We start from the raw sequence: 19,817 nt of genomic DNA, 5'->3' as shown, positions 1-19,817 counted from the left end.
ACGCCGATAGCCGGTGCGGAACGCAAGTATTTCGGTGTCGATTGGCAGGGGATTTCCGGTCGGCGCCGCTTCGACAGAAAAGGATTCAGTGATGGTTCGTATGAAGAAGATGGTCGCGGGCTTGGCCCTGTCGGCGTCGCTGATCGCCGGCATCGCGTCGGCACAGACGACGACCGAAGTTCCGCGGATCATCACCAAGGGCGGCCGTCATGCGCTGATGGTCGATGGGGCGCCGTTCCTGATGCTCGGCGCGCAGGTCAACAACAGCAGCAACTATGCGTCCGCACTGCCGCAGATATGGCCGATGCTCGACCGGATGCATGCGAACACCGTCGAGATCCCGATCGCCTGGCAACAGATCGAGCCGGTCGAGGGCAAGTTCGACCTGTCGTTTCTCCAGACGCTGCTCGATCAGGCGCGCGCGCATGACAAACGCGTCGTGCTGCTCTGGTTCGGGACGTGGAAGAACACCTCGCCCGGCTACACGCCCGACTGGTTCAAGGCTGACAACCGCCGTTTTCCGCGGATGAAGCTGAAGGACGGCACGGACCATTATGTCCATTCGCCAATGTTCCGCGCGACGCTGGAGGCGGACAAGCGCGCGTTCGTCGAGGTGATGAAGTACCTCAAGGCGCATGATCCGCAGAACACGGTGATCATGGTCCAGCCCGAGAACGAGGTCGGCAGCTATCGCTCGCCACGCGATTACGGCGCCAAGGCCAGTGCGGTGTTTGCCAAGCCGGTGCCCGCCGAACTGGCGAAGGCGCTGAAGAAGCCGGGCGGAAGCTGGACGCAGATGTTCGGTGCGCAGGCGGATCGCGCGTTTAACACCTGGCATACGGCGCGCTTCGTCGATGAGATCGCGGCGGCGGGGAAGGCGATCAAGCCGTTGCCGATGTACGTCAACGCCTCGCTCGCCGGGCCGTCGAACGTGCCCGATCCGACCGGCGTCGCGAGTGGCGGCCCACAGCAGGACGTGCTGGATATCTGGAAGGCGGCGGCGCCCGCGATCGATTTCCAGGCGCCCGACATCTACGATCGCGATGCCGCCCACGTCGCACTGTACCTCGATGCCTATGCGCGCCCCGACAACGCGCTGATGGTCCCCGAGATCGGCAACGCGAAGGAATTTGCGCGGTTCTTCTACGCGGCGCTGGGGCGCGGCGCGATCGGCTATGCGCCCTTCGGGATGGATGACACCGGCTATTTCAATTATCCACTGGGGGCGAAGGCGCTCGACGACGAGACCGTCGATGCGATCGGGCTGAAATACGCGGCACTGTCGACGATGGCGCGCGACTGGGCGAAGATCGCGTTCGAACATCCCACCTGGGGTGTCGCCAAGCCTGACGAAAGCGCGGGGCAGGCCGCAGTCCAGTCGGTCACGATGGGCAACTGGACGATCGGCACCAGCTATGGCGAATGGCAGTTCGGGCAGAAGGACTGGACGTGGATCAAGTCCGAGCCGCCGGTCTGGGCGGAGGAGCCGGTCGGCGGTGTCGCGGTCGCGCATCTGTCGCCGAACGAATTCCTGGTGGTCGGCGATCACGTCCGGCTGAACTTCGGGACCGCAAAGGGTGGCCCCGCGAACGGTTCGGTATTCCGCGTCGAGGAGGGCCGCGTGGTCGACGGACGCTGGGTGATGAGCCGCGTGTGGAACGGCGACCAGACCGATTACGGGATCAACCTGCTCACCCCGGTCATTCTTAAGGTGACGATGGGGCGCTACAAATAGCGATCGCGGCGCGGCTGATCGTCGCGCGGGGACGCGCTGAACGCTATCCGCTTTTCTGGTGCTGCCGGCAGGTCAGGCAGCACCAGAAGCTGACGCGTGCGTCTGGACAGCCGGGCACGGCGCGGCTTTCAGACGAAAGCAGATATGAAAATATCGCGTCCGTCGCCTGAACGCCAGCGGGGCGGAGAGAGGGATCGACGGCAAGGCTAGGGCCCCTGCCGTAAGCGTTAACCTTGCGTGAAGCGCCCTAGAATGCCATATCCGGCATGGATAGTCGCCGCTTACCATAGACATGGCGACACCCAGACATTCCGACGACAGATTAGGCGAGGACTTGGAGCATCAGCTGTGCTCGGTCGTCGGCCTCGTGCTGTCGGTTCCGTTTCACACATGCTCCCGACGATAACCAGGTGATGGACGATCGCCTTTCGCCGTTTGACCGGTGAAAAGCGCGCGAGGCCAGCCGCAACGAGAAGGTAGCATGGTGCCGCGCGACATGAACAACGATAACTCACATTCCACGACCATTTCGGCCGCAGATCCGGCCGGTGCCGCGGCAGGCGTAACGCGGCGCGGCCTACTCGGCTCCGCGATCGGCGCGGGCGTCGTTGGCGGGGCTTCGATGCTACCGCTGGCGCAAGCCGATGCCGCGACGACCGAGCGCAACGTCGACGTGCTGCTGGTCGGCGGCGGCATCATGAGCGCGACGCTCGCGGTGCTGCTCCACCAGCTCGAACCGACCTGGACGATCGAGCTGATCGAACGCCTCGACAAGGTCGCCGAGGAGAGCTCGAATGGCTGGAACAACGCCGGTACCGGCCACTCGGCATTGTGCGAGCTGAACTACACGCCGGTCAACGCGGCGGACGGACTGGTCGAGATCAAGAAGGCGATCGAGATCAACGAGCAGTTCCAGGTCACGCGCCAGTTCTTGAGTCATCAGGTCAAGGCCGGGATGCTCGCCAACCCGCGCTCGTTCATCAACTCGACGCCGCACATGAATTTGGTGTGGGGCGACGCAAACGTCGAATTCCTGCGCAAGCGCCATGCTGCGTTGCAGGCGAGCCCGCTGTTCTCGGGGATGGAATTTTCGACCGATCGCAAGCAGATCGCACAGTGGGTGCCGCTGATGATGCAGGGCCGCGACCCGACGATGAAGCTCGCCGCGACGCGCTCGCCGCTCGGCACCGACTGCAACTGGGGCGAAGTGACGCGCCAGTATATCAAGACGATGACCGCGCAGCCGGGGTTCACGCTGACCACCGGGCATGAAGTGCGCTCGCTCGAACGTAACGCCGACAAGCGCTGGCGGGTGACCGCGCGCGACATGAAGAGCGACGAGAAGCAGATCATCAACGCGCGCTTCGTGTTTGCGGGCGCGGGCGGCGGCGCGCTGCCGATTCTGCAGAAGTCGGGGATCCCCGAGGCCGACGATTATGCCGGCTTCCCGGTCGGCGGGTCGTTCCTGGTAACCGAGAAGCCCGCGGTCGCGCAGGCGCATCTCGCCAAGGTGTACGGCAAGGCGGCGGTCGGTTCGCCGCCGATGTCGGTGCCGCATCTCGACACGCGCTATCTCGATGGCAAACAGGCACTGCTGTTCGGGCCGTTTGCGACCTTCTCGACCAAGTTCCTCAAGGAAGGCTCGTATTTCGATCTGCCGGCGTCGGTGACGCTCGACAATTTCCGGCCGATGATCGCGGTCGGCTGGGACGATTTCGACCTGGTCGAGTATCTCGCGGGGCAGCTGATCATGTCGGATGCCGACCGGATGACCGCGCTGCGCGAGTATTTTCCGGGCGCGAAGGATGGCGACTGGCGGTTGTGGCAGGCGGGCCAGCGCGTGCAGATCATCAAGCGCGATCCCGAGAAGGGCGGAGTGCTCAAGCTCGGCACCGAGATCGTCGCGTCGAAGGACGGCTCGATCGCCGCGCTGCTCGGTGCATCGCCGGGGGCGTCGACCGCGCCGTCGATCATGCTCGATCTATTGAAGAAGGTGTTCCCGAACCATCTCGCGACCGCGGCGTGGCAGGGCAAGATCCGCGAGATCGTGCCGAGCTATGGCACCGCGCTGAACGATAATCCGGAAGCGATCGCCAAGACTTGGGCGTCGACGGCCGAGACGCTGCAACTGACGGTGCCGTCGCCTGCGGTGTCCGTCGCGACCCAGCCGAAGCCGGCGGCGACGCGGGTGAAGGTGGACCGGAGCCCTGATCTGGCGCTGTAGTGCGCGGAACGGTCCAAGCACGCACCTCACGTCATCCTGACGAAAGTCAGGACCCAGAGCCAAGCAGCGCTGTCCTTGGTATCCCTGGGTCCTGACTTTCGTCAGGATGACGGAGGGGTGGCGGCACAATCCAGCCAAAAAAAAGGGCGCTGCCGGTCGAACCGGCAGCGCCCTTTTTCGTAGTGGTCGCGGCTGAGGACCCGCCGCGACCTTGCGTTCTTACACGCGGCGACGGGTCGCTGCGGTTGCGCCGAATGCAGCGGCGGCTGCACCGATCAGGAGCGCGATCACGATCGTGAACGACGTCCCTGCAGCAGCACCGGCAGCCGTGTCGGTGGCCGACTTGGCGGTTGCGATCGCCTTGTTCTTGCTCTGAACGAACTGCGCCTTGGCGCGGGTCACCTGGGCCTGGGCTTCCGGACGGCTGATCTTGCGCTGCGCTGCGATGATGTCGACGATCCGGCTCTCGGCACGGGCGCCATCCTGGCCACCAGCGGCGAGCGCGGGCAGTTCCTGGGCGATTTCCTTCTGCGCCTGCTCAGGCGTCATCTGTGCGGGATCCGACGGTGCGGTCGAGAAATACTGCGCCGCTTCATTGCGCACGTCGCTGACGTCCACACCGGCGACGTCCGCCACCTTGGGAGCCGCCGCGCCGATACCGGTGCCGGCTGCCGAGGCGACCGAACCGACGGTGCGGAAGGCGCCGCCGACGATGCCGCCGACTGCCGAGGTGAGCAGGTACAGCGTCAGGATCAGCGTGACGCCCCACACGACCAGGCCGTGGACCAGACCGTCGAAGCGGTCATGGACGCCGGCGACGCGTGCTGCGGTGTAGCCGCCTGCGCCGAGCGCGATGACCGTGGTGATCAGCCAATAGATGCCCGCGCCGATGCCGAATCCGGCTGCCCCCGGCGTCGTGCCCTCGACCGGATCGACCATGCTGAGGCCAATCCCAGTGCCGAGGATGCCGAGCACGAGCTGAACCGCGATCGCGAGGACGACGCCTGCGAAGATCGCGCCCCAGGATACGCGGGTGACGGACTTGCCGTAGCGTGCGTCTTCGCCCGGCACGTAGCCGGTGGTATTGTTGATCATAAACACTCCTGTTGAAACGAAAATTTGTCGGTCGGCGTCAGTGCGCGCCGTCCTTTTGCCCCGTGCGCCTCCGTCCCGATGTCGGACGGGAATCAGGCTTCGGCTCAGGGGAAGACTTGGTACGCGGTGGCGCTGCCTTGGCGTCGGCCCCATCGGCCTCGCGCGCGCCGGCTTCGCTTTCGCTGGCCCCGCGCTGCGTGACACTGGTATCGCCGATCAGCTTGCCGATCGCCTCCTGTACGGAGCCCTTGGCCTGCCGCGCGCGGCCCTTGTCGGTGTCGCGAGTCATGCGGCGACCTCCTTGATATTGGGAATGACGACCGAGTCCCCGTCGAACCCGCGTGCACGCGCCCAGGCCGCAGCGGCGTTGCGACGGTTGACGCCGATCTTCGAATAGATCCGCGCGACATGGTTGCGCACGGTGTTGGCCGAGACGTCGAGCGTCCGTGCGATCGACTTGTCGTCCAGCCCGCGGCAGATCAGCGCCAGCACCTCGCGCTCGCGCTGCGTCAGTTCGCCGAGACCGACACCGGTCGTTTCGGCTTGCGGGGTACGGATCCGCGCGAGCTTCTCCATGATCGAGCGGCTGAGCCAGCTTGTATCCTGCATCACCGCCTCGATCGCGTTGACGAGTTCGCGCTCTGACGTTTTCCGCGTGGTGATGTCGCGCATCGCCCACAGCACGCACTTCTCGTTCTCGAGCATGATCGGCTCGGTCGAGACGATGCCGTCGATCACCGTGCCATCCTTCAGCTTGATCCGGACCTCACGATCGCGGATCGGGCGACCTGCCGCGATCTCGTCCTCGAGTTCGTGACGTTGTGCCGCAGTTTCCCATAATTCGACATCGCCGAGCGGCGTGTCGGTGATGTCCGATGCGGCATAGCCCGTCAGCTCGGTGAACGCCGCGTTGACGTCGCACAGGCGATGACCGTCGAGCGTGCCGATCGCCAACGCGACGGGAGCGAGCGAGAAGGTCCGCATGAAGCGTTCCTCGCTCTGGCGCAGCGCGGTCTCGGCCTTTCGACGCGGCTCGAGATCGGCGAAGGTGAACAACATGCAGGGCTGATTGCCCATGTCGATCGGCTGACCCGCGACGATCACCAGCTTCGACGTGCCGTCCGGCAACGCCAGTTCGGCTTCCATCTGCGGGATCGTCCGACCCTCGGCAAGGCGTTCCTTGGCCAGATCGCGTTGCTCGGCGCGTTCGAGCACGTCGATGTCGTACACCGTCCGCGCAAGCACGACCTCGCGCGCGTGCCCGGTCATGTCGACGAACCCCTGGTTCACCTTCACGAACCGCAGATCGCATAGGCGACAGATGACCGCAGGCGCGGGGTTGGCGTTGAACGACTGTTCGAAGCGATCCTCCGCCTCGAACCGTGCCGAGACGTCCTGGATGATCATCACCAGGCATTCGGGCTCGTCATGATCGTCGGTCAGGACCAGGCTGCGAACCTGATGGACCCAACGCGGTTCCGCCTCGCCCGCGACCGCCACCTCGACGACCACCTCCGAAAATGCCTCGCCGGAAACGACGCGTTCGATCGGATAGTCGGCGTTATCAAGGCGGTGGTTGTTGCGATACCGCAGCTGAAAACGGTCGCGATACTCGTCGACCGTCTCACCGAGCTCGGCCATCGACTCGACGCCGTGCATCCCGAGGGCGGCGGCGTTTGCCCACAGGATGCTCTGATCGGGATCGATCAGGATCACGCCTTCGTCGAGCCCAGCGATGATCTGACGCAGGTGCATCAGATCGGCAGAGTCGCGCAGCGATTTCAAGGCTGTCCGGGTCGCCAAGGTCTCAGTCGCGCGAACCGTGGACGAGCCAGGCGAGGCCGTAACCGACTGCCGCTGCGCCGAGCGCCCAAAGCAATGGCGCATCCTTGGCAGAGTCCTGTGCGGTCTGCGCACCGCGGCGGGCGACATCCGCAGCGCGATCGGCGACGTCACGCGCGTCATGGCTCAGCTTGTCGGCGAGCTCGGGGGCGCCATCGACGATGTCACCGACCGCCGACTTGGCGCGACCGTAGAGGTTCTGCGCGCCGCCCGCGACTTGATCGACGACACCATCGACCTGCCAGTCACGGCTGCCGACCACATCGCCCACGCCCTTTTCGACCTTGCCGCCGACATAGCGCGCGCCGCCCTGGAATTCGTCCTTGTTCATGGTCATTACCTTTGCTTGAGGTCTCGCCGACGCACGTCACCGGTCCCGTCGCGATTGGAGCGACGAGGGCCGATGACGGACTGCCGATAGAGCTTCGTCAAATCTTGCCAGGACCGGCCGCAACGATACGTCCGGTGTGGACGGATAAACCCCGTCCCGGTCACTAGGTTCCTGGTATTTCTAACGAATTTCCTAAGCGGAATGTACCAGCTCAGGACAATGCACGGGCGTGATACAGCTTTGCAAAGCGCAGATGGATCGATCGCGTACTGTCGTCGGTGGCCATTTGCGCACGATGTTCGTGCCACTGCGCGCGGCTCAGGAAATAGGGCTTTTCACCTTCGCCGACGGATTGGGTGTAGTTGGTCTCGTCTAGCGTCACGCTTGGCATCCATCGCAATGTTGCGCCTTTATACCCGGCCTGACACGCCGCGCGTGATCGGGAAGGACTAGACCATAGGGTGTTTTGGACAGTCCCGCAGACCATCGTGCCAAGTTGCGAAAGGCGATTGGCGCGCCCGGAGGGGTTCGAACCCCCGACCGAGGAGGTAGAAGCTCCTTGCTCTATCCAGCTGAGCTACGGGCGCGCGCTACGGCGACGACTAGCGCGGATTGTGCGGGCTTGGAACCTCGATCATAACGCGCGCATGGAAATTGGAACGGATGCGGTGCGGGGGCTCGAACCGGTCGACGCGAATGCGGTCGGCGGTGCGCAGTTTCGCTATTTCGACTTCGTGATGGCGGCGTTCGTCACGATCCTGCTGCTGTCGAACGTGATCGGCGCGGGCAAGCGCGCGGTGATCGACCTGCCGTTCATCGGCGCGTGGCCGTTCGGCGCGGGCATTCTCTTCTTTCCGGTCAGCTATGTGATCGGCGACGTCCTGACCGAGGTGTACGGGTACGCGCGGGCGCGCCGCTGTATCTGGGCAGGGTTTGGCGCGATGTTGTTCATGGTGTTCATGTCGGCGGTGGTCGTCGCCTTGCCGCCCGACAAGGGGTGGACGGGGCAGGCGGCGTACGAGTCCGTCTTCGGTCAAGTGCCGCGGATCGTGTTCGCGTCGATCTGCGCGTTCTGGGTCGGCGAATTCGCAAACAGCTTCGTGCTCGCGCGGATGAAGATCTGGACGCAAGGGCGGATGCTGTGGACCCGGACGATCGGCAGCACCGTGGTCGGGCAGGCGTTCGACAGCCTGATCTTCTACCCGCTCGCGTTTTATGGCGCACCGGACTGGCCCGTCGAGGCGATGCTGATGGTGATGGTCAGCCAGTTCTTGCTGAAGGTGTCATGGGAGGTGCTGCTGACCCCGCTGACGTATGTCGCGGTGGGCTGGCTGAAGCGGCGCGAGGGGGTGGATGTGTACGACCGGGGGACGGACTTCTCGCCGTTCCGGACTCGGGTTTGAGGCCTGCAGCCCTCATTATTCCATTCCCGCATCCGTCCCCCCACCCGTTCGTGCTGAGCGAAGTCGAAGCACTCGAGTATCAGGCCCTTCGACTTCGCTCAGGGCGAACGGAGTGTGGGGTGGCGAATGGGGGGGGGCGGCGCTTAAGCGCTGACCGCTTCGAGCAGGCCTTCGAACAGACGTCGGCCGTCCGTTCCGCCATGCGCGGCTTCGATGCGACGCTCTGGGTGGGGCATCATGCCGAGTACGTTGCCCTTCTCGTTGAGCAGTCCGGCGATGTTGCGGGCCGAACCGTTGACGCTCTCCGCATAACGAAACGCGACGCGGCCTTCGCCTTCGAGACGATCGAGCGTCTCGGTGTCGGCGAAGTAATTGCCGTCGTGATGCGCAACCGGGAAGGACACGCGTTCACCCGCCGAATAGCCCGACGTGAAGGTCGAGCTTGCCGTCTCGACCGTCAGCGCGACATCGCGGCAGACGAAGTTCAGCCCCTCGTTGCGCATCAGCGCGCCGGGGAGGAGACCTGCTTCGGTCAGCACCTGGAAACCGTTGCAGATGCCGAGCACGGGCAAGCCCTTGCTAGCCTGCTCGACCACAGCTTGCATGATCGGCGAGCGTGCGGCGATCGCGCCCGAGCGAAGGTAATCGCCGTAGGAGAATCCGCCCGGCACCGCGACCAGGCCGACATCCGACGGCAAGTCCGCATCACCGTGCCAGACCATGAGCGGCTTGACGCCGGTCACCGCCTCGAGCGCGACGGCGATGTCGCGGTCGCAGTTGGAGCCGGGGAAGACGATGACCGCAGTCTTCATGACAGTATCGCCTTCATGCGCGCTCGACCCGGTAATTCTCGATCACCGTGTTGGCGAGCAGCTTGCGGCACATGCCGTCGATCGTCGCGTCGTCGGTGTCGTCGGCGACTTCCAACTCGATCAGCTTGCCCTGGCGGACGTCCTGGACGCCTTCGAAGCCGAGGCTGCCGAGTGCGTGGTGGATCGCCCGGCCCTGCGGATCGAGCACGCCGGGCTTCAATGTCACGAAAACCTTGAGTTTCATTTACTTGCCCCGGTTCTTGCGATGCTTTTCGAGGTCGAGGACCGAATTGTCGCCACCCTCGGGCAACAGGCCGAGACGGCGTGCAACCTCTTGATAGGCCTCGACTTCGCCGCCGAGATCGCGACGGAAGCGATCCTTGTCCATCTTCTCGTTGGTTTCCATGTCCCACAGACGACAGCCATCGGGGCTGATCTCGTCGGCGAGGATGATCCGACCGAAGTCGTTGTCGAAGATGCGGCCGAATTCGAGCTTGAAGTCGACGAGGCGGATGCCGACGCCGGCGAACAGCCCGCACAGGAAATCGTTCACGCGGATCGCGAGGTCGGCGATGTCGTGCATCTCCTCCTGGCTGGCCCAACCGAACGCGGCGATGTGTTCGTCGGAGATCATCGGATCGCCGAGCGCGTCGTCCTTATAGTAATATTCGATGATCGTGCGGGGCAGCTTGGTGCCTTCCTCGATCCCGAGCCGCGTCGAGATCGAGCCTGCGGCGACGTTGCGCACGACGACTTCGATCGGGACAATCTCGACCTGGCGGATCAACTGCTCGCGCATGTTGAGGCGGCGGATGAAGTGCGTCGGCACACCGATATGATCGAGCAGCGTGAAGATGTGCTCGGAAATCCGGTTGTTGAGCACGCCCTTGCCGTTGATCGTGCCCTTCTTCTGGGCATTGAACGCGGTTGCGTCGTCCTTGAAATACTGGATCAGCGTGCCTGGCTCGGGACCCTCGTAGAGGATCTTGGCCTTGCCTTCGTAGATCTGGCGGCGGCGAGCCATGCGCGGTCCCCTGGAAATCGAGCGGTAAAAATCGAGCGGCCCCAGCCTACGCGATATGTACCGCGAAGCCGAGGCCGGAATAGGCCGCGCCTATAGGCGAAGGGTGCGGGGGGTGCAATCGGATCGGTGCGGTGAGGCGAAACGGATCGCGTGGCGGCAATGCCGTGGATCGGTGAACTGGGAAAAGCAGGTCGGAGATCCTGGCCGCTTTCCTCCGTCGGGCCTTGGCGATAGGAGCCGATGGATGGAGCCACTCACACGCGATCGCCAAGACGAACAGACGCGCGCTCGCCCGGATTGCCACCAGGCGATCAGCATCCTCGATCTGTTCACGATCGGGATCGGGCCGTCGAGTTCGCATACCGTCGGGCCAATGCGTGCGGCGTGGCTGTTCGCCGATCTGGTCGCGGACGAGCAGCCGGTGGCGGTGTGCGTCGATCTTTACGGCTCGCTGGCGCTGACCGGGCGGGGGCATGCGACCGATAGCGCGGTGATGCTGGGCCTGAGTGGCGCGCAGCCGGAGACGATCGATCCGGACCTGATTCCGGTGCGGCTGGCGGCGATCCGGTCGAGCGGGCGAATGATGCTGGCGGAGCGTGTGGAGATCGGGTTCGAGGAGAGCCAGCATCTGCTGTTTCATTCGAAGACCTTCCTGCCGGGGCATCCCAACGCGGTGACCTTCACTGCCTCGTTCGGCGACGGGCACACGGTCGAGCGGACCTATTTCTCGATCGGCGGCGGGGCGATCGTCGAGGCGGGCTCGGGGCCGGTGAAGGCGAACATCCTGTTGCCGCGGCCATTCTCGTCGGGGGCGGAGCTGCTCGCGACCGGCGATGCGACGGGGATGACGATCGCCGACATCGTCCGCGAGAATGAGATCGCCTGGCGGCCGGAGAGCGAGACCGATGCGTTCCTCGATGCGGTGCGTGGCGCCATGTTCGCGTCGATCGATCGCGGGTGTCGGCAGGGCGGTATCCTGCCGGGCGGGCTGAAGGTGCCGCGGCGGGCGAAGGCGTTGTTCGAGGGGTTGCAGGCACGCGATACGGCGGCGGATCCGTCCGCGGTGTTCGAATGGGTCAGCCTGTATGCGCTCGCCGTGAACGAGGAGAATGCCGCGGGGGGCCGCGTCGTGACCGCGCCGACGAATGGCGCGGCGGGCGTGCTGCCGGCGGTGCTGCGTTTCTACGAGACGTTCACCAAGGACCCGACGGCGAAGGGCGCGCACGACTTCCTGCTGACCGCGGCGGCGATCGGTTTCCTTTACAAGAAGCGTGCATCGATCTCGGCGGCGGAGATGGGGTGCCAGGGCGAGGTCGGCGTCGCGTGTTCGATGGCGGCGGGGGCGCTGGTCGCGGCGCTCGGCGGGACCAACGAACAGATCGAGAATGCGGCCGAGATCGGCATGGAGCACAATCTCGGGCTCACCTGCGATCCGATCGGCGGGCTGGTCCAGATCCCGTGCATCGAGCGCAACACGATGGGTGCGATCAAGGCGATCAACGCCGCGTATCTGGCACTTCGCGGGGACGGTCGCCATATCGTCAGCCTCGATGCGGTGATCGAGACGATGCGCCAGACCGGTGAGGACATGCGCTCGCAATATAAGGAGACGTCGCTTGGTGGCCTGGCCGTCAACGTCGTCGAATGCTGAAGGATTTTCCATGACTGCCCCGACGAACCCGCTTCTCGATACGCTGTCGCTGCCCCGTTTCGCGGAACTCTCGCCCGACCAGATCGCGCCCGCGCTCGACGATGCGATCGCGCGGCATGAGGCGATGGTCGAGGCGCTGACCACCGCGCGGCCGATCGATTTCGCGAGCGCGTGGCTGCCGTACGAGCGGGCGAATACCGAGATCGGCGCGATCTGGTCGGCGGTGTCGCATCTGCACGGGGTTGCGGACACGCCAGAGCTGCGCGCGGCGTATTCGGAGGGGCAGAAGCGGCTCGTCGAGAACGACATGAAGGTCGGGCAGAACCGCGATTTGTACGAGGTGTTCGTGGCGCTGAGCGTGTCGCCCGAGTTCGCCGACCTGCCCGTTGAAGATCGCGTCGCGGTCGAGCAGGCGATCCGCGACTTCACGCTGTCGGGCGTGGCGCTGGAGCCCGAGGCGCGCGACCGGTTCAGCGAGATTTCGGTCGAGCTGTCGGGATTGTCGAACGAGTTCGGCAGCGCGGTGCTGGATGCGACCGACGCGTGGTCGGAGCTGGTGACGGACGAGGCGGATCTCGCGGGGATTTCGGACGCGGACAAGGCGATGTTCGCGGATGCCGCCAAGGCGAAGGGGCAGGCGGGCTGGCTGGTCACGCTGCAACAGCCGAGCGTCAACGCGGTGCTGACCTTCGCCGAGAACCGTGAGTTGCGCGCCCGCATGTACCGCGCGTTCGCGACGCGCGCGTCGGACCAGGGGCCGAACGCTGGCGAGTTCGACAACAGCGCGCGGATCGCGCGTATCCTCGAGTTGCGGCACGAGGGCGCCAAGCTGCTCGGCTTCACCGATCCGGTCGCCTGGTCGCTGGAGACCAAGATGGCGCCCAATGGCGCCGAGGTGATCGCGTTCCTGCGCGATCTGGCGCGCCGTGCTAAGCCGGCGGCGGAGCGTGACTTGGCCGAGCTGAAGACGTTTGCCGCCGAACAGCTTGGGATCGCCGATTTCGAACCGTGGGATGCGGGCTTCGTGTCGAACCGGCTGCGGCAGGATCGCTATGCGGTCGATGCGCAGGTGGTGAAGGCGTATTTTCCGGTCGAGCGCGTGATGGAAGGCTGGCAGACGCTGATGCAGCGGCTGTTCGGCATCAAGCTGGTCGAGCGCGACAATGTCTCGCTGTATCATGACGATGCGCGGTTCTTCGACGTGGTGGACGAGAGCGGGACGGTGTTCGCCGGGCTGTATCTCGACCTGCACGCGCGCACCGGCAAGCGGGGCGGCGCGTGGATGGCGCAGGCGCGGCCGCGGCTGCACGACGGCAATACCGTGACGGTGCCGGTCGCGTATCTCGTCTGCAACTTTGCCCCGGATGGCGGCGAGACGCCGTCGCTGCTGAGCCACAACGATGTGACGACGCTGTTGCACGAGACCGGGCATTGCATCCACCTGCTCTTCACCAAGGTGAACCGCCCGAGCATCGCCGGCACCAACGGTTTCGAATGGGACGCGATCGAGCTGCCGAGCCAGCTGATGGAGGATTTCGCCTGGGACAAAGACGTGCTGACCGGCATGTCGGGCCACTACAAGACTGGCGAGACGCTGCCTGCCGACCTGTTCGAGCGGATGGTGAAGGCGCGGCATTTCCAGGCGGGGATGTTCATCCTGCGGCAGGTCGAATTCGCGCTGTTCGACCTGCTCCTGCATCTCGGCACGATGGGCAGCGATCCGATCGAGGTGATCGAGGCGGTGCGCGACGAGGTGGCGGTGATCCGCCCGCCCGCATGGCACCGCTTCCCGCATGCGTTTAGCCATATTTTCGCGGGCGGGTACGCGTCGGGCTATTACAGCTATCTCTATGCGGAATTGCTGGCGGCCGACGGCTTCGAGGCGTTCGCCGAAGCGGGCCTGGTGGATCGCAAGACCGGCGACCGGTTCCGCGAGGAAGTGCTCGCGCGTGGGGCCACGCGGCCGGCGGCGGACAGCTTCCGCGCGTTCCGCGGGCGCGATCCCGAACCGACCGCGATGCTGGTCCGTCACGGGCTGCAAGGGTGACGAAACGCGTCGACCGGCGCTGGTTGTCGGAGGCGGTGCGGCGGATCGAGGCGGACTATAACCGGTCCGCCGACACGCACCTGATCCGCGTCGATTTGCCGCGTTACCCCGGCATCGTGCTGTATCTGAAGGACGAGAGTTCGCATCCGACCGGCAGCCTCAAGCACCGGCTCGCGCGCTCGCTGTTCTTGTACGCGCTGTGCAACGAATGGATCGGGCCCGAGACGACGGTGATCGAATCCTCGTCGGGGTCGACCGCGGTGTCGGAGGCGTATTTCGCCAAGATGCTGGGCTTGCGCTTCATCGCCGTGGTACCCGCGACGACCGCGGCGCCGAAGCTCGACGCGATCCGCTTCCACGGCGGCGAGATCCACATGGTCGACGATCCGCGCACCGTCTACGCGGTGTCGCACCGGCTCGCGGCCGAAACCGGCGGGCATTATCTCGACCAGTTCACCTATGCCGAGCGCGCGACCGACTGGCGCGGCAACAACAACATCGCCGAAAGCATCTTCGCGCAGATGGCCGAGGAGGAGCATCCGTGCCCGTCCTGGATAGTCTGCGGCGCAGGGACGGGGGGCACGTCGGCGACGATCGGGCGCTTCATCCGCTATTGCCGGCACGACACGAAATTGTGCGTCGCGGACCCGGTGCACTCGGTGTTCCACCGGCATTTCGAGGACCGCTCGGTGGTCGCGTTGCCCGAAGGGTGCGCGTCGCGGATCGAGGGGATCGGACGGCCGCGCGTCGAGCCGAGCTTCGTGCCTAGCGTCATCGACCGGATGATCGCGGTCGAGGATGCGGACAGCATCGGCGCGATGCGCGCGCTGTTCGACCGGCTCGGCCGGCGCGTCGGCGGCTCGACCGGGACCAACCTCTGGGCCTGCGCGCAGATCGTCGAGGAGATGGCGGCGGCGGGCGAAACGGGCAGCATCGTCACGCTGTTGTGCGATGGCGGCGACCGCTATGGCTGCACCTATTACGACGATTCATGGCTCGACGATCGCGGGGTCGCGTGGACAGGGGCGGCGGCGCGAATGACGCAATTTCTGGGCTGAGTAACCGATGACCACATGGCAGTTCTGGATCGACCGCGGCGGCACGTTCACCGACGTCGTCGCGCGGCGGCCTGACGGGCGGATCGTCACCGCCAAGCTGCTGTCGGAAGATCCCGAACGCTATGATGACGCCGCGGTCGAGGCGATTCGGCGGCTGACTGATGGGGCGGACGTGCCGCTCGAACTGCGGATCGGGACGACGGTTGCGACCAACGCGCTGCTCGAGCGCAAGGGCGAGCCGACGTGTCTCGCGATCACCCGCGGGTTCGGCGATGCGCTGCTGATCGGCCACCAGGAACGATCCGACATCTTCGCGCGCGACGTGAACCGTCCGCCGCCGCTGTTCGCGCACGTCGTGGAGATCGACGAGCGGGTCGGGGCGGAGGGCGATGTGCTCCGGCCGCTCGACCTAGACGCGGCTCGCGCAGGATTGCAGGCTGCATTCGACAGCGGCCTGCGCGCCGTCGCGATCGTCCTGATGCATGGCTATCGCTTCACCGCGCACGAGGAAGCGCTGGCGACGATCGCAACCGAGATCGGCTTCACGCAAATCTCGGTCAGCCACCGCGTCGCGCCGCTGATCAAGCTGATCGGGCGCGGCGATACGACCGTCGTCGATGCGTATCTGTCGCCGGTCGTCGATCGCTATGTCTCGGGCCTGAGCGACGCGCTGGGGCAGGGCGCGCTGTTCATGCAGTCGTCGGGCGGACTGGTCGACGGCGCAGGCTTTCGCGGCAAGGACGCGATCCTGTCGGGTCCCGCGGGTGGCATCGTCGGCATGGCCGCGACCGCGCGCGAGGCCGGGTTCGAACAGATCATCGGCTTCGACATGGGCGGCACCTCGACCGACGTCTCGCACTACGCCGGCACGTACGAGCGCGATACCGAGACGCTGATCGCCGGCGCCCGTATCCGCGCGCCGATGCTGCGGATCCACACGGTGGCGGCGGGCGGCGGTTCGATCTGCCGGTTCGATGGCGAGCGGCTGATCGTCGGCCCCGAGAGCGCAGGCGCGGTGCCGGGGCCGGCGTGTTACCGCCGCGGTGGGCCGCTGACGGTGACCGACTGCAACGTGATGCTCGGCAAGGTGCGCCCCGAATTCTTCCCGGCGCTGTTCGGATCTGCGGGCGACCAGCCGCTCGATGCCGGGGCGGTGGCCGCCCGGTTCTCAGAATTGCCGCTCGATCCGCAGGTCGCGGCGGAAGGGTTCGTCGCGGTCGCGGTGGCCAACATGGCGAATGCGATCCGGACGATCTCCGTCGCGCGTGGGCATGACGTGACGCGTTACACGCTGGCATGTTTCGGTGGGGCCGGGGGGCAGCATGCATGCCTCGTCGCCGACGCGTTGGCGATGGACCGCGTGATGATCCACCCGCTGGCCGGCGTGCTGTCGGCGTACGGCATGGGGCTGGCCGATCGTCGCGTGCTCCGCGAGGCGACCTCGGGTGCTGCGTTCGCGGACTATGCCGCGATCACGCAGGCGCTGGACGGTCTGGCGGAAGCAGCGCGCGACGCGCTGGTGGCGCAGGGTGTCACGGCGGACGACGTCCGGATCGAACGCCGCGTGCATCTGCGTCGAGGCCAGACCGACCACACCATCGAACTTGATCTCGACGACCCGGCAGCAATAATCGCCGCGTTCGACGCGGCACACGTCGCGCAGTTCGGGTTCGCCAGCGAAGCACCGCTGATCGCCGACCGGATCGTAGCCGAGGCGATCGCCGAGAGTCCGGCGATCGACGCCGCGCTGGTCGCGTTCCCCGAAGAGCCGGCCGCGCCGCTGTCGGTCGCGCCCGTCTACATGGCCGGTGCATGGCACGACACGCCCGTCCTGGCGCGCGAAGGCCTCCCCGCCGGCCACGCCATCGACGGCCCCGCGCTGATCCTCGACAGCGTCTCCACCACCATCGTCGAGCCCGGCTGGCGCGCGCGCGTCGATCCGATCGGCAATCTGATCCTCGACCGCATCGCACCCCGTGTCGGCGCGAGCATCGGCACTGAATCCGATCCCGTCCGGCTGGCGATCTTCGCCGGTCTGTTCATGAGCATCGCCGAGGAAATGGGCGCCGCGCTCCAGCGCTCCGCCGCGTCGGTCAACATCCGCGAACGCCTCGATTTCAGTTGCGCGCTGTTCGACGCGCACGGCAACCTCGTCGCCAACGCGCCGCACATCCCCGTGCATCTGGGCTCGATGGGCGAAAGCATCCGCACGATCATCGACGCGCGCGGCGGCGGCGCAGACGGCCGCGGTATCCGCCGCGGCGACGCCTACGCGCTCAACGCCCCCTATCGCGGCGGCACGCACCTGCCCGACATCACCGTCATCATGCCGGTCTTCGCGGACGACGGCGACGCGCCGGCGTTCTTCGTAGCCGCCCGCGGCCATCACGCGGACGTCGGCGGCATAACCCCAGGATCGATGCCGCCCGAAAGCCGCTCGGTCGAGGAAGAGGGCGTTCTGCTCGACGATCTTCTGATTGTCGATGAAGGCCGCTTCCTCGAAACCGAACTTCGCGCCGTGTTCGCCGGCGGACCCTATCCCGCACGCAACGTCGACCAGAACATCGCCGATCTCGCCGCGCAATTAGCCGCCTGCACGCGCGGCGCGACTGGTCTCACACGACTCGCGAACGAGTACGGCACGGACGTCGTCGCGGCCTACATGGAGCACGTTCAGGCCAACGCCGACGCTGCCGTCCGCCGCCTGATCGCGACGCTAGGCGATGGTGCGTTTGCCTATGAGATGGACGACGGCGCAGTCGTGCGCGTGGCGGTCCGCGTCGATCGCGAGGCCGCGACGATGGAGGTCGACTTCGCCGGCACCAGCGACCAGCGCCCGACCAACTTCAACGCCCCCGTCTCGATCGTCCGCGCGGCGGTGCTCTACGTCGTCCGCGCGCTGATCGACGAGGCGGTCCCGCTCAACGACGGCTGCCTGCGCGGCGTGACGATCCGCGTGCCCGAAGGCTCGATGCTCAACCCGCGCTGTCCGGCCGCGGTCGTCGCCGGCAACGTCGAGACCAGCCAGGTCGTCACCGACGCGCTGTTCGGCGCGCTCGGCGCGATGGCCGCCAGCCAGGGGACGATGAACAACTTCACCTTCGGCAACGACACGCACCAATATTACGAGACGATCGCCGGCGGTGCAGGCGCAGGCCCCGGCTTCAATGGCGCCTCGGTGATCCAGACGCACATGACCAACAGCCGGTTGACCGATCCGGAAATCTTCGAAACGCGTTTCCCCGTGCTGCTGGAAGAATTCTCGATCCGCCGCGGCTCGGGCGGGGCAGGCGCCCATCACGGCGGCGACGGGGCAACGCGGCGCGTGCGCTTCCTCGAAGACATGACCGCCTGCATCCTCGCCAACCGCCGTCGCATCGCGCCGTTCGGCATGGCGGGCGGTGCAAGCGGCGGGCTGGGCTCGGCGACCGTCGAGCGCGCCGATGGCAGCGTCAAGCCGCTTGGTTCCACCGCCAAGGTCCACATGAAAGCTGGCGACGTATTGGTCATCGAAACGCCCGGCGGCGGCGGGTTTGGGAGAGACGAATGACACACGGCATCGATCAGGCGACCGCGGCGCGGTTCGCGACGCTGACACTGGGGCATCTGACCCGCGAATGGCCGTACAAACTCGACCAGACGCTGGGTGGTCCCGGCGATCTTGCCTTGCCCAAGACGCTGCATCCGATCTTCCACGGCAGTTTCGACTGGCATAGTTGCGTGCACGGCTGGTGGCAGGTGATGCGGCTCGCGCGCCTGTACCCGGCCATGCCCGAGACCGTGGCGATCGAGGCGCTGGCGAACCATATGCTCGTGCCGACTTTGGCGGCAGGCGAACTCGCCTATCTGGCAAGGCCGACGACGGGAAGTTTCGAGCGCCCTTATGGCTGGGGCTGGCTGCTCGCGTTGCATGACGAACTGGCGCGCCGGCCCGATCATCCCTGGGCGTCCGCGCTCGCGCCGCTCGCACGCGCATTCGCCGCCCGGCTCGCCGAGTATCTGCCGAAGCTTATTTATCCGGTGCGCAGCGGCAAGCATGACTGCACGGCATTTGCGCTGGTCCATGCGCTCCGCTGGGCGCGCACGCATGATGCCGCGCTCGCGGCGTTGATCGAGATGCGGTCGCGCGACTGGTTCGGAGCGGATCGTGACTGCCAACCGTGGGAGCCAAACGGTGAGGATTTCTTGTCCGCGACGTTGTGCGAGGCGGTGCTGATGCGCGAGGTGCTCGGTGCCGACTTCACGGCGTGGCTGGCCGCATTCATGCCCGATCCGTTCGGCGCGGCAACGACCTGCCTGCGAACGCCGGCGATCGTCAGCGATCGCTCGGATGGACGGCTCGCGCATCTGGACGGCGTGAATTTGTCGCGAGCATGGGGGTGGCGGTCGATCGCCAAGGCACTACCCGACCCGAAGCGGGCGTGGTTGGTGGCGGACGATCACCTCGCCGAGGCGCTGCCGCATCTTGCCGACGATTATATGGGTGAACACTGGCTAGCGACGTTCGCCCTGCTCGCCCTCGATGCCGAATCATAAGATGATATCGAGCCTTGCGGTGGCTTCGTATCGTTACGCAACCGAAATGGACCCTTCTC

16 protein-coding genes and 1 tRNA gene are annotated in these 19,817 nt (G+C 65.9%); 8 read left to right on the top strand and 9 right to left on the bottom strand.

The genetic code is table 11. From position 1 onward, the window contains the following. Positions 1-100 precede the first annotated feature (100 nt). Positions 101-1,735: a DUF5597 domain-containing protein gene (locus C8J46_RS17370; RefSeq protein ID WP_132741980.1), complete on the top strand. Its 1,635-nt coding sequence runs from the start codon at positions 101-103 to the stop codon at positions 1,733-1,735. A 496-nt stretch (positions 1,736-2,231) separates the two neighbouring features. After that, the gene (mqo, locus tag C8J46_RS17365) at positions 2,232-3,959 is read left to right on the top strand and encodes a malate dehydrogenase (quinone) (protein ID WP_132741787.1); all 1,728 of its coding nucleotides are present in this window, start codon (positions 2,232-2,234) and stop codon (positions 3,957-3,959) included. Between the two features lie 219 nt (positions 3,960-4,178). Here mqo and C8J46_RS17360 read toward each other — a convergent pair whose 3' ends face one another. The 6 genes from C8J46_RS17360 to C8J46_RS17340 all read right to left on the bottom strand — a co-directional run bounded on the left by C8J46_RS17360 (position 4,179) and on the right by C8J46_RS17340 (position 7,814). Then, the gene (locus tag C8J46_RS17360; protein WP_132741785.1) at positions 4,179-5,054 is read right to left on the bottom strand and encodes a hypothetical protein; all 876 of its coding nucleotides are present in this window, start codon (positions 5,052-5,054) and stop codon (positions 4,179-4,181) included. A 37-nt stretch (positions 5,055-5,091) separates the two neighbouring features. After that, on the bottom strand, positions 5,092-5,343 hold the full coding sequence (locus C8J46_RS21115) for a CsbD family protein (protein WP_207894213.1): 252 nt from the start codon (positions 5,341-5,343) through the stop codon (positions 5,092-5,094). Then, positions 5,340-6,809, bottom strand: coding sequence for a PAS domain S-box protein (locus C8J46_RS17350; protein WP_165886613.1), 1,470 nt, complete (start codon positions 6,807-6,809; stop codon positions 5,340-5,342). Before C8J46_RS17350 ends, C8J46_RS21115 begins: the two co-directional genes overlap by 4 nt. Positions 6,810-6,861: 52 nt before the next feature. Continuing rightward, complete coding sequence (locus tag C8J46_RS17345) at positions 6,862-7,227, bottom strand: CsbD family protein (protein WP_132741781.1); 366 nt, start codon at positions 7,225-7,227, stop codon at positions 6,862-6,864. 211 nt (positions 7,228-7,438) lie between these two features. Then, a complete protein-coding gene (locus C8J46_RS20950) occupies positions 7,439-7,609 on the bottom strand; it encodes a hypothetical protein (protein WP_165886612.1) in 171 nt (56 codons plus the stop codon). A gap of 128 nt (positions 7,610-7,737) precedes the next feature. After that, positions 7,738-7,814: transfer RNA gene (locus tag C8J46_RS17340), tRNA-Arg, on the bottom strand. A 60-nt stretch (positions 7,815-7,874) separates the two neighbouring features. Between C8J46_RS17340 and C8J46_RS17335 the strand changes: the two genes are divergently transcribed. Beyond that, the gene (locus C8J46_RS17335; RefSeq protein WP_132741779.1) at positions 7,875-8,630 is read left to right on the top strand and encodes a queuosine precursor transporter; all 756 of its coding nucleotides are present in this window, start codon (positions 7,875-7,877) and stop codon (positions 8,628-8,630) included. Between the two features lie 143 nt (positions 8,631-8,773). On the opposite strand, the gene purQ is transcribed toward C8J46_RS17335, so the two are convergent. From purQ to purC, 3 genes are read right to left on the bottom strand one after another with little or no spacing between them, the layout of a single operon-like run. Further along, positions 8,774-9,442, bottom strand: a complete 669-nt coding sequence (gene purQ, locus C8J46_RS17330; protein WP_132741777.1) for a phosphoribosylformylglycinamidine synthase subunit PurQ — start codon at positions 9,440-9,442, stop codon at positions 8,774-8,776. Positions 9,443-9,455: 13 nt separating this feature from the next. Beyond that, positions 9,456-9,686 (bottom strand): phosphoribosylformylglycinamidine synthase subunit PurS, encoded by a 231-nt coding sequence (gene purS, locus C8J46_RS17325; protein ID WP_060527016.1) that lies wholly within the window; start codon positions 9,684-9,686, stop codon positions 9,456-9,458. Beyond that, positions 9,687-10,466: a phosphoribosylaminoimidazolesuccinocarboxamide synthase gene (purC, locus tag C8J46_RS17320; RefSeq protein WP_055876188.1), complete on the bottom strand. Its 780-nt coding sequence runs from the start codon at positions 10,464-10,466 to the stop codon at positions 9,687-9,689. It abuts the gene before it with no gap. 244 nt (positions 10,467-10,710) lie between these two features. Between purC and C8J46_RS17315 the strand changes: the two genes are divergently transcribed. Genes C8J46_RS17315 through C8J46_RS17295 form a run of 5 tightly spaced genes read left to right on the top strand, consistent with a single transcriptional unit; the run spans position 10,711 to position 19,758 of the window. Then, positions 10,711-12,117, top strand: coding sequence for an L-serine ammonia-lyase (locus C8J46_RS17315; RefSeq protein ID WP_132741775.1), 1,407 nt, complete (start codon positions 10,711-10,713; stop codon positions 12,115-12,117). A 10-nt stretch (positions 12,118-12,127) separates the two neighbouring features. Then, positions 12,128-14,164 (top strand): M3 family metallopeptidase, encoded by a 2,037-nt coding sequence (locus C8J46_RS17310; protein ID WP_132741773.1) that lies wholly within the window; start codon positions 12,128-12,130, stop codon positions 14,162-14,164. Then, entirely contained in the window at positions 14,161-15,222 is a 1,062-nt protein-coding gene (locus C8J46_RS17305) for a PLP-dependent cysteine synthase family protein (protein WP_132741771.1), read from the top strand. Before C8J46_RS17310 ends, C8J46_RS17305 begins: the two co-directional genes overlap by 4 nt. 7 nt (positions 15,223-15,229) lie before the next feature. After that, positions 15,230-18,772 carry a hydantoinase B/oxoprolinase family protein gene (locus C8J46_RS17300; RefSeq protein WP_132741769.1) on the top strand — a complete coding sequence of 1,181 codons (3,543 nt, stop codon included), beginning with the start codon at positions 15,230-15,232 and terminating at the stop codon, positions 18,770-18,772. Continuing rightward, positions 18,769-19,758, top strand: coding sequence for a DUF2891 domain-containing protein (locus C8J46_RS17295; RefSeq protein WP_132741767.1), 990 nt, complete (start codon positions 18,769-18,771; stop codon positions 19,756-19,758). The genes C8J46_RS17300 and C8J46_RS17295 overlap by 4 nt, the downstream gene beginning before the upstream one ends. The last annotated feature ends 59 nt before the right edge of the window (positions 19,759-19,817 follow it).

Origin of the sequence: Sphingomonas sp. PP-F2F-A104-K0414, assembly GCF_004340945.1 — a bacterium.
Lineage (GTDB): Bacteria > Pseudomonadota > Alphaproteobacteria > Sphingomonadales > Sphingomonadaceae > Sphingomonas.
This window is presented reverse-complemented; position numbering and strand designations above follow the sequence as displayed.

Excerpts from the sequence above, each read along its gene's own strand:
- C8J46_RS17370 (WP_132741980.1), top strand. The coding sequence starts at position 101 with ATGAAGAAGATGGTCGCGGGCTTGGCCCTGTCGGCGTCGCTGATCGCC.
- mqo (WP_132741787.1), top strand. The coding sequence starts at position 2,232 with ATGAACAACGATAACTCACATTCCACGACCATTTCGGCCGCAGATCCG.
- C8J46_RS17360 (WP_132741785.1), bottom strand. The coding sequence starts at position 5,054 with ATGATCAACAATACCACCGGCTACGTGCCGGGCGAAGACGCACGCTAC.
- C8J46_RS21115 (WP_207894213.1), bottom strand. The coding sequence starts at position 5,343 with ATGACTCGCGACACCGACAAGGGCCGCGCGCGGCAGGCCAAGGGCTCC.
- C8J46_RS17350 (WP_165886613.1), bottom strand. The coding sequence starts at position 6,809 with ATGCACCTGCGTCAGATCATCGCTGGGCTCGACGAAGGCGTGATCCTG.
- C8J46_RS17345 (WP_132741781.1), bottom strand. The coding sequence starts at position 7,227 with ATGAACAAGGACGAATTCCAGGGCGGCGCGCGCTATGTCGGCGGCAAG.
- C8J46_RS17335 (WP_132741779.1), top strand. The coding sequence starts at position 7,875 with ATGGAAATTGGAACGGATGCGGTGCGGGGGCTCGAACCGGTCGACGCG.
- purQ (WP_132741777.1), bottom strand. The coding sequence starts at position 9,442 with ATGAAGACTGCGGTCATCGTCTTCCCCGGCTCCAACTGCGACCGCGAC.
- purS (WP_060527016.1), bottom strand. The coding sequence starts at position 9,686 with ATGAAACTCAAGGTTTTCGTGACATTGAAGCCCGGCGTGCTCGATCCG.
- purC (WP_055876188.1), bottom strand. The coding sequence starts at position 10,466 with ATGGCTCGCCGCCGCCAGATCTACGAAGGCAAGGCCAAGATCCTCTAC.
- C8J46_RS17315 (WP_132741775.1), top strand. The coding sequence starts at position 10,711 with ATGGAGCCACTCACACGCGATCGCCAAGACGAACAGACGCGCGCTCGC.
- C8J46_RS17310 (WP_132741773.1), top strand. The coding sequence starts at position 12,128 with ATGACTGCCCCGACGAACCCGCTTCTCGATACGCTGTCGCTGCCCCGT.
- C8J46_RS17300 (WP_132741769.1), top strand. The coding sequence starts at position 15,230 with ATGACCACATGGCAGTTCTGGATCGACCGCGGCGGCACGTTCACCGAC.
- C8J46_RS17295 (WP_132741767.1), top strand. The coding sequence starts at position 18,769 with ATGACACACGGCATCGATCAGGCGACCGCGGCGCGGTTCGCGACGCTG.